This window comes from Streptococcus oralis subsp. oralis (genome assembly GCF_000960035.1).
In the GTDB taxonomy this organism is placed as follows: domain Bacteria; phylum Bacillota; class Bacilli; order Lactobacillales; family Streptococcaceae; genus Streptococcus; species Streptococcus oralis_G.
The window spans coordinates 57557-71524 of sequence record NZ_JYGR01000005.1 but is presented as its reverse complement, the minus strand read 5'-3'; the positions used below and the strand labels follow the sequence as shown (position 1 = coordinate 71524).

Here is a 13968-nt window from a genome sequence, read left to right as displayed (position 1 = left end):
AACTACTCCTCGCTTCGTTCAAGATACAGCACTCACTTTCTGGGATTTGACTGTTCCCTAACACCTAGTTACACGTTTCGTTCTCCGGTTCTTTCTTGAACAAGATTTTCCCTTGGCTATATAGCTTCATAATCTTCACAAAACGAACGGGATTGTTTTGGTTATAAAACAGAAAGAGCGCAAAGAACATTATACCTGCTCCCCAAAAATCATAGCCTCGTTCGATCGGTTGTCCAAATTTTTGAGTGCAGTCGTAAAAAACATACAAAAGATAGATAACAAAGGCAAGTATGATGTAACGAGTGATTCGATAGATCGTAGCAGATGCCTCAGCTGGATCAAAGTGTTCGTCCCTCACCATCAAATTATGTGACACTGCGTAGTAAAACACCTTCTCCGTTGTTGGCTGAGCCTTGCGCACATTTTTATAAAGTCCTCGCTCAAGAATAGCGGTAAACAATAGAAACTCAGCCAGCCACAATAGTAAAACATAGCTCAAACTGGTCCAGTTATAGACACCAATATCCAAGGCTGAAAGGAGGCCATAGAGACCAGGTCCACCTGCCATCAGAAAAATAACCATTTCAGGAATGTAAGCATTGGTCTTATAAGCACCTTCCGTATTGAGCAAGACACTCTTTGGAGCAGCCAAGGCCTCCCCAGTCTTTTGGTCATAGTAAACCGCCTGACCATCGCATTCTCCGATAAAAACCCGACGACGTCTCAGAAAAAACATACTCTACCTCTTTCTATCTCACTCTTTCAAAAACGGATCCTAATCCTTTTGCACTTCCTTGATGACAAATTCTTCATCCGTCCCCATACTCACTTCCAGATAGACATCTGGATTGTCGTCTGCTCGACAGATGAGGCTGAGTTTTCTAGCATAAAAGCGGTCCAGGATATCAAATATTCTGGGTAAATTGTTTTGGTTATAAAGAACAAATGTCAAGCCTAATAAAAGTCCTGTTAGGACAATCTTGACAATCTCTCCTCCGATGGGAGTGCCCAACCTCTCTTGGTAATTCCAAATAAAATTATAGGCGTAGAAAAATCCAACCAAGGGAACTAGAGAAAGCAATGCTCTTATCCAGCGAGTAGCATTGCGACTATCTTTTTCACTCATCTCCGCCTCAGCTTCCTTTGTTTCCTCTGACTTTTCCATAAGCGCCAGACAGATAGTTTTAGTAGTCACCTGAGCCCTGTTGACATTTCGATACAAGGCGCGTTCAACAAGGATAGTGATGAAAGCAAACTGCCCTAGCCAAATGAGAAGAACACTCCAGAAGGTAGACATGGTATAGGTTCCTTGTATAAACAAGCGGAAGAAGGAAATCAACCCACTACCACTTGATAACAAGAGGACTACCATTAGGGGGATATGGCGATTCATCTTGCTAGACTTTTCTGTATCCAAGAGCTTGCTCTTTGGTGCCTCCAAAAGTTCGTGGGTTTTGCGATCATAATAAATCGCCTTGTCATAGTATTGGTTAAAAAATATCCGACGTCTTCCTAAAAACATCTCTTTCTCTTTCTAGTTTCTTTCAAGAAAAGGTGCACATTTCTGACCTTCCCCTTTTGACTTGCATAAAAACAGTCTCTTATACCATAGATAAACTGTCCTACTAGTATACCATAAACCCCATGGACTAGCGTTTGGAAAACAATAAAAGACCACCTCGAGGGTGGCCGTTTATACATTCAAACAAAAAATCCACGAATCGAAACCATTCATGGACTTTTTCTAGTGAAGCGTTTAGGTAAGCCGCCATAGCAGTTACCGATTGTTAGATTACGACACTGAGTTTTACAAATCGATTTCATTTGTAAAACGTGGTTACGACGGAAAAATCCACGAATCGATAATATTCGTGGATTTTTCCTAGTGAAGCGTTTAGGTAAGCCGATTTTACACTACGACACGGAGTTTGGCAAATCGATTCTATTTGCCAAACGTAGTTAGTAAGGCAGTTAGCTAGTTCGCCAAATAGCGACTAGCGTCCAACAATTAGGAACTTTAGTTCCAATTGTTGTTGCTGAGTTACATTTTTTCCTCCAACTCTACATCTGGATACTTGTCCGCAAACCAGCGAAGGGCAAAGTCATTTTCAAAGAGGAAGACTGGTTGGTCAAAACGGTCCTTGGCCAAGATATTGCGGCTTGAGGACATGCGCTCGTCCAAGTCCTCAGGCTTGATCCAACGAACCGTCTTTTTACCCATTGGGCTCATGACAACTTCTGCATTGTACTCGCCTTCCATGCGGTGTTTAAAGACTTCAAACTGGAGTTGACCAACAGCTCCTAGCATGTACTCGCCTGTTTGGTAATTCTTGTAAAGCTGAATGGCTCCTTCTTGCACCAATTGTTCAATCCCCTTGTGGAAGGATTTTTGTTTCATAACGTTCTTAGCAGAAACTTTCATGAAAATCTCAGGTGTAAAGGTTGGAAGGGGTTCAAATTCAAACTTGTTTTTTCCAACCGTCAAGGTGTCTCCAACCTGATAAGTACCGGTATCGTAAACCCCGATGATATCACCTGCTACGGCATTAGTGACATTTTCACGACTTTCTGCCATAAATTGGGTGACATTAGAAAGCTTGGCAGTCTTACCAGTACGAGGCAGATTGACACTCATTCCACGCTCAAATTCACCTGATACGATACGAACAAAGGCGATACGGTCACGGTGACGAGGGTCCATGTTGGCTTGGATTTTAAAAACGAACCCTGAGAAATCCTTGTCATAAGGATCCACAATTTCTCCGTCTGTTTTCTTGTGTCCATGAGGTTCTGGAGCAAACTTAAGGAAGGTCTCAAGGAAGGTCTGAACCCCAAAGTTAGTCAGAGCTGAACCGAAGAAGACCGGAGTCAGTTCTCCTGCAAGAATAGCTTCTTCTGAAAATTCATTTCCTGCTTCTTGCAACAGTTCGATATCGTCCTTAACCTGAGCGTAGAAAGGATTGCTTCCAAAGAGCTTATCCCCTTCTTCCAGACTGGCAAAACGCTCATCTCCTTTATAGAGTTCCAAGCGTTGGTTATAGAGGTCATACAAGCCTTCGAAGGCTTTCCCCATCCCGATTGGCCAGTTCATTGGATAACTCGCAATGCCAAGGACTTCTTCTAGTTCTTGCAAGAGGTCCAGTGGCTCACGACCGTCACGGTCCAGCTTGTTCATAAAGGTAAAGACTGGAATGCCACGGTGTTTGACAACCTCAAACAATTTTTTTGTTTGGGCCTCGATACCCTTGGCAGAGTCCACGACCATGACCGCAGCATCCACCGCCATCAAGGTACGATAGGTATCTTCTGAGAAGTCCTCATGCCCTGGTGTGTCGAGGATATTCACGCGCTTGCCATCATAGTCAAACTGCATAACAGATGACGTGACCGAAATCCCACGTTGTTTCTCAATATCCATCCAGTCAGATTTGGCAAAAGTCCCTGTTTTCTTCCCTTTTACAGTACCAGCCTCACGAATCTCACCCCCAAAGTAGAGCAACTGCTCAGTGATGGTTGTTTTCCCGGCGTCCGGGTGGGAGATGATAGCAAAAGTACGACGTTTCTTAATTTCTTCTTGAATAGTCATAAGTTCTCTTTCTTTGATTTTCTATTTTTAGTTGTTTCAGTAGCTAAGAATGATGTTTACATTGGATTTTACCATTCCTTTCAACTCTCCATTATAGCGGATTTTGGGGAGTTTTTCAATTGCTCATCCGATGAAAAGACAAGCTAGAGCACAGATTGCGCCTGAGTTCTCTTTTTCCACCGTTTCTTGAACAAGATATCAAAAAGAACCAGAGCCAATGAGAGGATGACGGACACAAGAAGATACTTTAGCCATAGAGGAGCATTCGAGATAAACGGGGTATCTCTTAACAAACCATAATTTCCACCCGTCACCTGATTAACCCCAACTAGAAAGAGATTGAGGATAAAGGTATAGGCTACAATCATATATTTCTTGAGCAAGGTCTTGTCATAGTGATTCATCAAGTAGACCAAGGAATTCACTAGAAGGGCATAGTGCCCAATCAAAAATGAAAAACTGGTGATATGGGGGAAATCATAGGGATCAAAAACAGGGTAAACCAAAGCAAAGACCGCTCCACTTGCTCCTAAGAGGGCAAAATATTGCTTGCTCCGCCATTTATCTGGCAAGAAAACCACCGCAAACATGGCTAAACGGCAATGGTAAAATGGAAGGCTATTAGAAAATGGAATCCCAAAGCCAACATACCAACTATATAGGGCTAGCAACTGGAGGATCTGAATCCCCTTAAACAAGCGGACAAATTTCGGATTTTTGTGATAAACAAGCGCTCCATAAATACAAAGTACTAAAGTAAGCATCATGATCCCATACCAAGAGAGCGAAATGGGAGGAGGAACCGTTTGAGATCTGGTGATAAATTGATGGAACATATTTCTATCCTAACTCTTATTTTTTCTATTCTCTAGTTTAACCATTATAGCGAATTAAAAGCGATTTTTCAATTTCTATTTCTTTTCAGTTTGGCTCCCTTATTTATAGGAAAATATGGTAAAATAGAACAGACTAAAAATCATCATTTCACGAAAGGATGCAAGATGAAAATTACGCAAGAAGAGGTAACACACGTTGCCAATCTTTCAAAATTAAAATTCTCTGAAGAAGAAACTGCTGCCTTTGCGACAACCTTGTCTAAAATTGTTGACATGTTTGAATTGCTGGGCGAAGTCGACACAACTGGTGTCGCACCTACTACAACCATGGCTGACCGCAAGACCGTACTCCGCCCTGATGTGGCCGAAGAAGGAACAGACCGTGACCGCTTGTTTAAAAACGTACCTGAAAAAGAAAACTACTATATCAAGGTACCAGCTATCCTAGATGATGGAGGAGATGCCTAATGACTTTTAATAACAAAACTATTGAAGACTTGCACAACCTCCTTGTATCTAAGGAGATTTCAGCTACTGAATTGACACAAGCCACGCTTGAAGATATCAAGTCTCGCGAGAAAGCTATCAATGCTTTTGTCACTATCGCTGAAGAACAAGCCCTTGCTCAAGCTAAAGCCATTGATGAAGCTGGAATTGACGCGGATAATGTCCTTTCAGGAATTCCACTGGCTGTTAAGGATAATATCTCTACCGACGGTATCCTTACAACTGCTGCCTCAAAAATGCTCTACAACTACGAGCCTATCTTTGATGCGACAGCCGTTGCCAATGCCAAAGCTAAGGGTATGATTGTTGTTGGAAAAACCAACATGGACGAGTTTGCCATGGGTGGATCAGGTGAAACTTCTTACTACGGTGCAACAAAAAATGCTTGGGACCACAGCAAGGTTCCTGGTGGTTCATCAAGCGGTTCTGCTGCAGCTGTAGCTTCAGGCCAAGTCCGCTTGTCACTTGGTTCTGATACTGGTGGTTCCATCCGCCAACCTGCTGCCTTCAACGGGATCGTTGGTCTCAAGCCAACCTACGGAACGGTTTCTCGTTTCGGTCTCATTGCCTTCGGTAGCTCATTAGACCAGATTGGACCTTTTGCACCAACTGTTAAAGAAAATGCCCTCTTGCTCAATGCGATTGCCAGCGAAGATGCTAAAGACTCTACTTCTGCTCCTGTCCGCATTGCCGACTTTACTTCAAAAATTGGTCAAGACATCAAGGGAATGAAAATTGCTTTGCCTAAGGAATACCTTGGTGAAGGGATTGACCCAGAGGTTAAGGAAACCATTCTGAATGCCGCTAAACACTTTGAAAAACTTGGTGCCATCGTCGAAGAAGTCAGCCTTCCTCACTCTAAATACGGTGTTGCCGTTTACTACATCATCGCTTCATCAGAAGCCTCCTCAAACTTGCAACGCTTTGACGGTATCCGTTATGGCTACCGCGCAGAAGATGCAAGCAACCTTGATGAAATCTATGTAAACAGCCGTAGCCAAGGTTTCGGTGAAGAGGTAAAACGCCGTATCATGCTTGGAACATTTAGTCTTTCATCAGGTTACTACGATGCCTACTACAAGAAAGCTGGTCAGGTCCGTACCCTCATCATCCAAGATTTCGAAAACGTCTTTGCGGATTACGACTTGATTTTGGGACCAACTGCTCCAAGCGTTGCCTATGACTTGGATTCACTCAACCACGATCCAGTTGCCATGTACTTGGCTGACCTTTTGACCATCCCAGTCAACTTAGCAGGTCTCCCAGGAATTTCAATTCCTGCTGGATTTGCTCAAGGTCTACCAGTCGGTCTCCAATTGATCGGTCCTAAATACTCTGAGGAAACCATTTACCAAGTTGCTGCTGCCTTTGAAGCAACAACAGATTACCACAAACAACAACCCGTGATTTTTGGAGGTGACAACTAATGAACTTTGAAACAGTCATTGGACTTGAAGTCCACGTAGAGCTCAACACCAATTCAAAAATCTTCTCACCTACATCTGCCCACTTTGGAAATGACCAAAACGCCAACACTAACGTGATTGACTGGTCTTTCCCAGGAGTTCTGCCAGTTCTCAATAAAGGTGTTGTCGATGCTGGTATCAAAGCTGCTCTTGCTCTCAACATGGACATCCACAAAAAGATGCACTTTGACCGCAAGAACTACTTCTACCCTGATAATCCAAAAGCCTACCAAATTTCTCAGTTTGATGAGCCTATCGGTTATAATGGTTGGATTGAAGTGGAGCTAGAAGACGGTACAACTAAGAAAATCGGTATCGAGCGCGCTCACCTAGAAGAAGACGCTGGTAAAAACACCCACGGTACAGATGGCTACTCTTATGTTGACCTCAACCGCCAAGGGGTGCCATTGATTGAAATCGTATCTGAAGCCGACATGCGTTCCCCAGAAGAAGCCTATGCTTATCTAACAGCTCTCAAGGAAGTCATCCAGTACGCTGGTATTTCTGACGTTAAGATGGAAGAAGGTTCTATGCGTGTGGATGCCAACATTTCCCTTCGTCCTTACGGTCAAGAAAAATTCGGTACCAAGACTGAGTTGAAAAACCTCAACTCCTTCTCAAATGTTCGTAAGGGTCTTGAATACGAAGTTCAACGTCAAGCTGAAATCCTTCGCTCAGGTGGTCAAATCCGCCAAGAAACACGCCGTTACGATGAAGCTAACAAGGCAACCATCCTCATGCGTGTCAAAGAAGGTGCTGCAGACTACCGCTACTTCCCAGAACCAGACCTACCACTCTTTGAAATCTCAGATGAGTGGATTGAGGAAATGCGTACAGAATTGCCAGAGTTTCCAAAAGAACGCCGTGCGCGCTACGTATCTGACCTTGGCTTGTCAGACTACGATGCTAGTCAGTTGACTGCAAATAAGGTCACTTCTGACTTCTTTGAAAAAGCTGTTGCACTCGGTGGCGATGCCAAACAAGTTTCTAACTGGCTCCAAGGTGAAGTTGCTCAGTTCTTGAACGCCGAAGGTAAAACACTAGAACAAATCGAATTGACACCAGAAAACTTGGTAGAAATGATTGCCATCATCGAAGACGGCACGATCTCTTCTAAGATTGCCAAGAAAGTCTTTGTCCACCTGGCTAAAAATGGCGGTGGCGCGCGTGAATACGTGGAAAAAGCAGGCTTGGTGCAAATCTCTGATCCAGATGTTCTGATTCCAATCATCCACCAAGTCTTCGCAGATAATGAAACTGCCGTTGCCGACTTCAAGTCAGGCAAACGCAACGCAGACAAGGCCTTCACAGGATTCCTTATGAAAGCAACCAAAGGCCAAGCCAATCCACAAGTTGCCCTTAAACTCCTTGCACAGGAATTGGCTAAGTTGAAAGAAAGTGAATAATTCGCTACTAGTCACCCAGTAGTCTACTCAGCAAGAGAGAAACTACCTTTTCAATCATATAGTTAGGAGACACATGAAAAAGTTTTATGCTCTTTTAATGACCTGTTTATTACTTGTTTTTCTATCCGTGCCTCAAATCGTTGATGCGGGTGTCGGACATTCCAGAAGTGGAGGGAGCAGCCGCAGTAGTAGCCGCTCAAGTGGAGGTGGAAGTCGTTCTGGCGGATCATCCTACCACTACTACCGCTCTGGATATGGATCATCCTCTAGTAGCTCTACCAACTCATTCGAAATGGGATTGGTATTCCTGATTGTCGCAGGAGTTTTCCTAGTTAGTATCTTTAAAGCCTCGAAGAATAACTCAGAAGATTCAAGTTCAACAGACACTAGTAATGATTCTCAAACGCTCCATCGTCGAGTTGAACACAACACACGGGCCATTAGTCTTGTGAAATACGGAGATCCAAACTTTGACGCGGAAGCTTTCACATCTTGGGTTAAGGAAGTCTACCTTAAATTGCAGGTTGCCTGGACTGAGAAAAATTGGAACTCTGTCCGCGCTTTAGAAAGTACCAGTCTCTACTCTCAACACAGTACTCAACTTGAGGACCATATTCGAGCTAAAACAACCAATGTTTTAGAGAAAGTTTGTATCGAAAATGTTCGCATCAAGGAGTTTATTGAAAATCCTGACGGAAACGATACCTTAGTGGTGATTCTATCATCAATTTTACGAGACTATGTCATTGACGATGAGACTCGTCGTGTCCTTGAAGGAGACCCTAAAAAAGATCTCTTCACTGTGTATCAATTGAACTTTATCCGTCAACACGGTAGCCAAACGCAAGCAGTCAATCCAGACCAAGTTGTGAGCGACCACTGTCCAAACTGTGGTGCCCCATTGAAAATCTCTTCAGTTAGTGAGTGCGACTACTGTGGTGCCAATCTCTCTCGCAGTCCAAACCAATGGGTACTGGATACCTATGATGTTGTGGATGAAGACGAGCTTTATAATTAGGAGGAATTATGGGATTTATACGTGCAGCCTTATCAGCAGGCTTAAATAGTTTTAATGATAGTAAATTCAAGGAAGCCATTGTCCTTCCAGATAATGTCTCTGGCGACGCCTTGGCCATCAAGGGACAATTACTCACTAAAGATCCAGATGGACGTTCTCGTCACAGCAATCAAAATACTGGACTTTTGTCAGATGGCAGTGTGGTTATCGTTCCTCAAGGTTATACCGCTGTTTTGGTAAACAACGGTACCTTCCTTGGTGAAGTCCTCGAAGCTGGTAGCCACGAATGGCAAGCTGGTGATAACGCCTGGCTCCTTGAAAAAGGTGGTTTAAAAGGCACTTGGGAAAACTTTAAAAACCGTTTCTCTTTTGGTGGACAAGTCATCACCCAACAGGAAATCATCTTTATCCGCATGCAACCTATTGCAGGTAATAAGTTCGGCACACAAAATGCGGTCGAATATTTCAGCGAACGTTACCAACAACTGCTCAACATCCGTTTTTATGGCTTATTTGATGTAAAAATAGCAGATCCAGTCCTCTTCTACGTGAGCTCTGTTAGCCGTCAAATTACTGACGGACAGCCATTTACTATCCAAGATGTAGCTCAAGGAACGCTCCGTCAAAATATCGCACCGAAAATCGCGATTGCCATTGCCAAATATACCAACGAAAACAAGGTAGATATCTATAGCCTCAATGCCAATCAAGACACCTTTAACGAACTCGCTAAACAAGAGGTCAACAAGGTTTGGACAGGTCTCTACGGGATTGAAGCAACTAACATCTTGCTTGAAGACCTCAGCTACGACCAAGAAAGTCTTGATATCGTTCGCAAGCTTGATAGTGAGCTCGTGGCAATGAAGTATAACACGATTGAAATCGAAGAACGCCGTGCTCGCAACGAAGCGCTTATTGCTGCAGCTGCCAACGAAGGAAATGGCAATGGGATGAACATGTTTATGGGCATGAATCTTGGCCAAACTCTGGGTGGTCAATTAAGCCAACAAGTCCAAAATCAAGCACCGGCTCAAAATACTGGACAAACTGCCAGCAAGAATTTTTACATCGAAGTCGATGGAAAATACGTCCTCGTTACTAAAGACGACGATGGAAATATCGTACCAGTCAACTAATTAAGCTCCTTCTGACATTTGAGTAATGTTGTCTTTTATGGTACAATAAAGAGTAAATTATTTATTAAAGAGGTAAAAACATGATTGAAGCAAGTAAATTAAAGGCTGGTATGACCTTTGAAACAGCTGACGGAAAATTGATCCGCGTTTTGGAAGCTAGCCACCACAAACCAGGTAAAGGAAACACCATCATGCGTATGAAATTGCGTGATGTCCGTACTGGTTCTACATTTGACACAAGCTACCGTCCAGAGGAAAAATTTGAACAAGCTATCATCGAGACTGTCCCAGCTCAATACTTGTACAAAATGGATGACACAGCCTACTTCATGAACACAGAAACTTACGACCAATACGAAATTCCTGTAGTCAACGTTGAAAACGAATTGCTTTACATCCTTGAAAACTCAGAAGTGAAGATCCAATTCTACGGAACTGAAGTGATTGGTGTCACCGTTCCTACTACTGTTGAATTGACAGTTGCAGAAACTCAACCATCTATCAAAGGTGCTACTGTTACAGGTTCTGGTAAACCAGCAACGATGGAAACTGGACTTGTCGTAAACGTTCCAGACTTCATCGAAGCAGGACAAAAACTCGTTATCAACACTGCAGAAGGAACTTACGTTTCTCGTGCCTAATCTCTAGAAAGAGGTCATTCTATGGGAATTGAAGAACAACTTGGCGAAATTGTTATCGCCCCACGTGTACTTGAAAAAATCATTGCTATTGCTACTGCAAAAGTAGAGGGTGTTCACTCTTTTTCAAACAAATCAGTATCTGATACCCTCTCAAAACTTTCACTCGGCCGTGGCGTTTATCTAAAAAACGTGGACGAAGAACTCACAGCTGATATCTACCTCTACCTAGAGTACGGAGTAAAAGTTCCTAAAGTAGCGGTTGCTATCCAGAAAGCGGTCAAAGATGCCGTCCGTAATATGGCTGATGTAGAACTCGCTGCTATCAATATTCACGTTGCAGGTATCGTTCCAGATAAAACACCAAAACCAGAATTGAAAGATCTATTTGACGAGGACTTCCTCAATGACTAGTCCACTATTAGAATCTAGACGCCAACTCCGTAAATGCGCTTTTCAAGCACTCATGAGTCTTGAGTTCGGTACGGATGTCGAAACTGCTTGTCGTTTCGCCTATACTCATGATCGTGAAGATACGGATGTGCAACTTCCAGCCTTTTTGACAGAGCTAGTTTCTGGTGTTCAAGCTAAAAAGGAAGAACTAGACAAGCAAATCACACAGCATTTAAAAGCAGGTTGGACCATCGAGCGTTTAACACTCGTGGAGAGAAACCTCCTTCGCTTGGGAGTCTTTGAAATCACTTCATTTGACACCCCTCAGTTGGTTGCTGTTAATGAAGCTATTGAGCTTGCAAAGGACTTCTCAGATCAAAAATCTGCCCGTTTTATCAACGGACTGCTCAGCCAGTTTGTAACAGAAGAACAGTAAAAAGAAAAAGTGTTTGACAATTATCAAACACTTTTTTCTTTGTTTCCTACTATCTAAAAATCAAATAATAAATATAAAATAAAATCGACGGTGCATAGGGAATCGCATTATAGAAACTATGACAAACAATGGTAAATCGAAGACTACCCGTAACTCGATAAGCGACTGCAAATAGAAGACCAAGAATACTATAAATGATGAGGCTGATGGGATCACGATGGGATAGAATCAAGTGACTGAGACCAAAGATGAAAGAAGACAAGATCACATCCAAATAAAACTCCGACTTCGGAAAGAAGGTATTCATAAAATAACCCCTATAGATTGTCTCCTCAACAACAGGTACAATCGAAATGTTAAAGATTAAAAATATAAGACTTGATAGAGTCGTTTCTCTTCCGTTTAAGTAAAGTTCTGAAAGAAGGTCTTGGAAAATAAAGCTATGGTCAATCAATCGAATATTCTGCATTCTAAATCCATTTAAAAAAGAATAGATAAGAAAGCAAGCCACTAAGAAAGCGAGATAAGACCAGCGCCAACCTTTTTTCTCGAAGATAAAGAGCATCTTCTTCTTTTTCAACCACAAAACGAATAAAAAGAAAATAAGCAACACTTCTCCAACTAGGAAGATTATATAGCTGTCCATTCCTAAACCAAAGGTCCTAGCTAGAGTTATAGCCCCTAATGGCGTTAAATAAATGTACAGGAACATTAAAATCATACAGATTCCTAAATGTATTGTCTTTTTCATTCTTTCTCTCTCCTAATGGTAAACTCTCTATTAGGGCTATATAGAGGATAGACTATTGATATGTTTTTTTATTTATCTAGAGTATTGATGTTTATCCATGCTCTATTATCAAAATAGCTAGAACAAATAGTTCTAGCTTTTTAATTTTCTTAGTATTTTCTAAAGCGTTGGTAACGTTCTTCGATAAGTTGGTCGAGTGGTAGTTCTTGCAACCTATCTAGTTCTGCACGCAATTCATTTTTAACGCAACCTAGCAGTTCTTTACTTGATAACCCTGCCTCTGAGATTACCTTGTCTACAATTCCCATTTCTAGAAGTTCATGCGAAGTGATTTTCATCAATTCCGCTGCTTCCATAGCACGACTTCCATCCTTCCAAAGGATAGAGGCAAAGCCTTCAGGGCTAAGTACTGCGTAGATAGAGTTTTCTAACATCCAGACACGATTAGCTACGGCTAGAGCTAGAGCCCCACCAGATCCACCTTCACCGATAATAATCGCGATGATTGGAACCTTGAGGTCACTCATTTCCATCAGGTTTCGGGCAATTGCTTCACCTTGTCCACGTTCCTCGGCTCCAACACCTGGGTAAGCACCCGCCGTATTGATAAAGGTCACAACTGGACGGCCAAACTTTTCTGCCTGTTTCATCAGGCGCAAGGCCTTACGATAACCTTCTGGATGAGGTTGCCCAAAATTCCGTTTGAGGTTGTCATGAAGGCTTTTTCCCTTTTGGATACCAAGGACAGTTACTGCCTGTTCACCTAACCAGCCAATCCCACCAATGACCGCACCATCATCACGAAAAGAGCGATCTCCATGCAATTCGATAAACTCGTCAAAAATTCCATTGGCAAAATCAAGTGCGGTCAAACGACTCTGCTCGCGTGCCTCTCTGACTATTTTTGCAATATTCATCCGTGACTTCCTCCATGCAATCTCACTAATTTAGCAATTGTTTCTGGTAGTTCTCTCCGTTTGACAATTGCATCAACAAATCCATGTTCCAGCAAAAATTCTGCCTTTTGGAAGTCATCCGGCAAGGTCTCTCGAACTGTATTTTCGATAACACGACGCCCAGCAAAACCAACCAAACTCTGTGGCTCCGCTAGGATGATATCACCTTCCATAGCAAAAGAAGCGGTCACCCCACCGGTTGTCGGATCGGTTAAAATAGTTAGGTAAAAAAGTCCGGCCTTGGAATGACGTTGAACTGCCGCAGAAATCTTAGCCATCTGCATCAAGCTCATGATTCCTTCTTGCATACGGGCTCCACCAGAAGCTGTGAAGAGAACGACTGGCAAGTTTTCTACCATTGCATACTCAAACAAGCGCGTGATTTTTTCACCCACAACGGTTCCCATAGAAGCCATGATAAAGTTAGAATCCATGATCCCAAGGGCAACTTTTTGTCCCTTGATGCTAGCTGTACCAGTTAGTACTGCTTCATCCAAATCTGTCTTTTCACGCATTGTTGCAAGTTTTTTCTGGTAGCCAGGAAAGTTTAATGGATCTTGAGTTTCAATACCCGTAAACATCTCCACAAAGCTGTCAGAATCAATCGTCAAATCCAAGCGTTCCTGAGCTGAAATACGGAAAGTATAGCTACAATGGGGACAAATTCGTTCGCTCCCAAGATCCTTTTGGTAAATGGTGTGTTTACAACCAGGACACTGGGAGAAGAGTTCATCCGGAACCTCAGGCTTGGCTTGTGGTTTCTGCCTTACGGAACGGTTAGGATTGATCCGAATATACTTATCCTTTTTACTAAATAGAGCCATAACTCCCCCTTTTAG

At 42.7% G+C, this 13968-nt stretch carries 15 protein-coding genes; 8 read left to right on the top strand and 7 right to left on the bottom strand.

What is annotated here, in order from left to right:
• Positions 1-64: 64 nt before the first annotated feature.
• The 4 genes from TZ92_RS03500 to TZ92_RS03485 all read right to left on the bottom strand — a co-directional run bounded on the left by TZ92_RS03500 (position 65) and on the right by TZ92_RS03485 (position 4422).
• Positions 65-736 (bottom strand): hypothetical protein, encoded by a 672-nt coding sequence (locus TZ92_RS03500; protein WP_033630308.1) that lies wholly within the window; start codon positions 734-736, stop codon positions 65-67.
• 39 nt (positions 737-775) lie between these two features.
• Entirely contained in the window at positions 776-1522 is a 747-nt protein-coding gene (locus TZ92_RS03495) for a hypothetical protein (protein WP_185756284.1), read from the bottom strand.
• Between the two features lie 519 nt (positions 1523-2041).
• Entirely contained in the window at positions 2042-3586 is a 1545-nt protein-coding gene (locus tag TZ92_RS03490; RefSeq protein ID WP_000155105.1) for a peptide chain release factor 3, read from the bottom strand.
• Positions 3587-3729: 143 nt separating this feature from the next.
• A complete protein-coding gene (locus tag TZ92_RS03485) occupies positions 3730-4422 on the bottom strand; it encodes a YwaF family protein (protein ID WP_000468957.1) in 693 nt (230 codons plus the stop codon).
• A gap of 165 nt (positions 4423-4587) precedes the next feature.
• Between TZ92_RS03485 and gatC the strand changes: the two genes are divergently transcribed.
• The 8 genes from gatC to nusB all read left to right on the top strand — a co-directional run bounded on the left by gatC (position 4588) and on the right by nusB (position 11422).
• Positions 4588-4890, top strand: a complete 303-nt coding sequence (gatC, locus tag TZ92_RS03480) for an Asp-tRNA(Asn)/Glu-tRNA(Gln) amidotransferase subunit GatC (protein ID WP_000705409.1) — start codon at positions 4588-4590, stop codon at positions 4888-4890.
• A complete protein-coding gene (gene gatA / locus TZ92_RS03475) occupies positions 4890-6356 on the top strand; it encodes an Asp-tRNA(Asn)/Glu-tRNA(Gln) amidotransferase subunit GatA (protein WP_000143700.1) in 1467 nt (488 codons plus the stop codon). The genes gatC and gatA overlap by 1 nt, the downstream gene beginning before the upstream one ends.
• A complete protein-coding gene (gene gatB / locus TZ92_RS03470) occupies positions 6356-7801 on the top strand; it encodes an Asp-tRNA(Asn)/Glu-tRNA(Gln) amidotransferase subunit GatB (protein ID WP_033630309.1) in 1446 nt (481 codons plus the stop codon). The genes gatA and gatB overlap by 1 nt, the downstream gene beginning before the upstream one ends.
• Before the next feature lie 73 nt (positions 7802-7874).
• Positions 7875-8819: a zinc-ribbon domain-containing transport protein gene (locus TZ92_RS03465; RefSeq protein WP_033630310.1), complete on the top strand. Its 945-nt coding sequence runs from the start codon at positions 7875-7877 to the stop codon at positions 8817-8819.
• 8 nt (positions 8820-8827) lie between these two features.
• Positions 8828-9955: an SPFH domain-containing protein gene (locus tag TZ92_RS03460; RefSeq protein ID WP_033630311.1), complete on the top strand. Its 1128-nt coding sequence runs from the start codon at positions 8828-8830 to the stop codon at positions 9953-9955.
• A gap of 80 nt (positions 9956-10035) precedes the next feature.
• The gene (efp, locus tag TZ92_RS03455) at positions 10036-10596 is read left to right on the top strand and encodes an elongation factor P (protein ID WP_000568642.1); all 561 of its coding nucleotides are present in this window, start codon (positions 10036-10038) and stop codon (positions 10594-10596) included.
• A 21-nt stretch (positions 10597-10617) separates the two neighbouring features.
• A complete protein-coding gene (locus TZ92_RS03450; RefSeq protein ID WP_000510584.1) occupies positions 10618-11007 on the top strand; it encodes an Asp23/Gls24 family envelope stress response protein in 390 nt (129 codons plus the stop codon).
• Entirely contained in the window at positions 11000-11422 is a 423-nt protein-coding gene (nusB, locus tag TZ92_RS03445; protein ID WP_000203659.1) for a transcription antitermination factor NusB, read from the top strand. Before TZ92_RS03450 ends, nusB begins: the two co-directional genes overlap by 8 nt.
• A gap of 49 nt (positions 11423-11471) precedes the next feature.
• Here the strand turns inward: nusB and TZ92_RS03440 are convergent, their stop codons facing one another.
• The 3 genes from TZ92_RS03440 to accD all read right to left on the bottom strand — a co-directional run bounded on the left by TZ92_RS03440 (position 11472) and on the right by accD (position 13953).
• Positions 11472-12173 (bottom strand): CPBP family intramembrane glutamic endopeptidase, encoded by a 702-nt coding sequence (locus TZ92_RS03440; RefSeq protein ID WP_033630312.1) that lies wholly within the window; start codon positions 12171-12173, stop codon positions 11472-11474.
• Between the two features lie 149 nt (positions 12174-12322).
• Positions 12323-13090, bottom strand: coding sequence for an acetyl-CoA carboxylase carboxyl transferase subunit alpha (locus TZ92_RS03435; protein ID WP_001017376.1), 768 nt, complete (start codon positions 13088-13090; stop codon positions 12323-12325).
• Complete coding sequence (gene accD, locus TZ92_RS03430) at positions 13087-13953, bottom strand: acetyl-CoA carboxylase, carboxyltransferase subunit beta (protein ID WP_033630313.1); 867 nt, start codon at positions 13951-13953, stop codon at positions 13087-13089. The genes TZ92_RS03435 and accD overlap by 4 nt, the downstream gene beginning before the upstream one ends.
• Positions 13954-13968 lie beyond the last annotated feature (15 nt).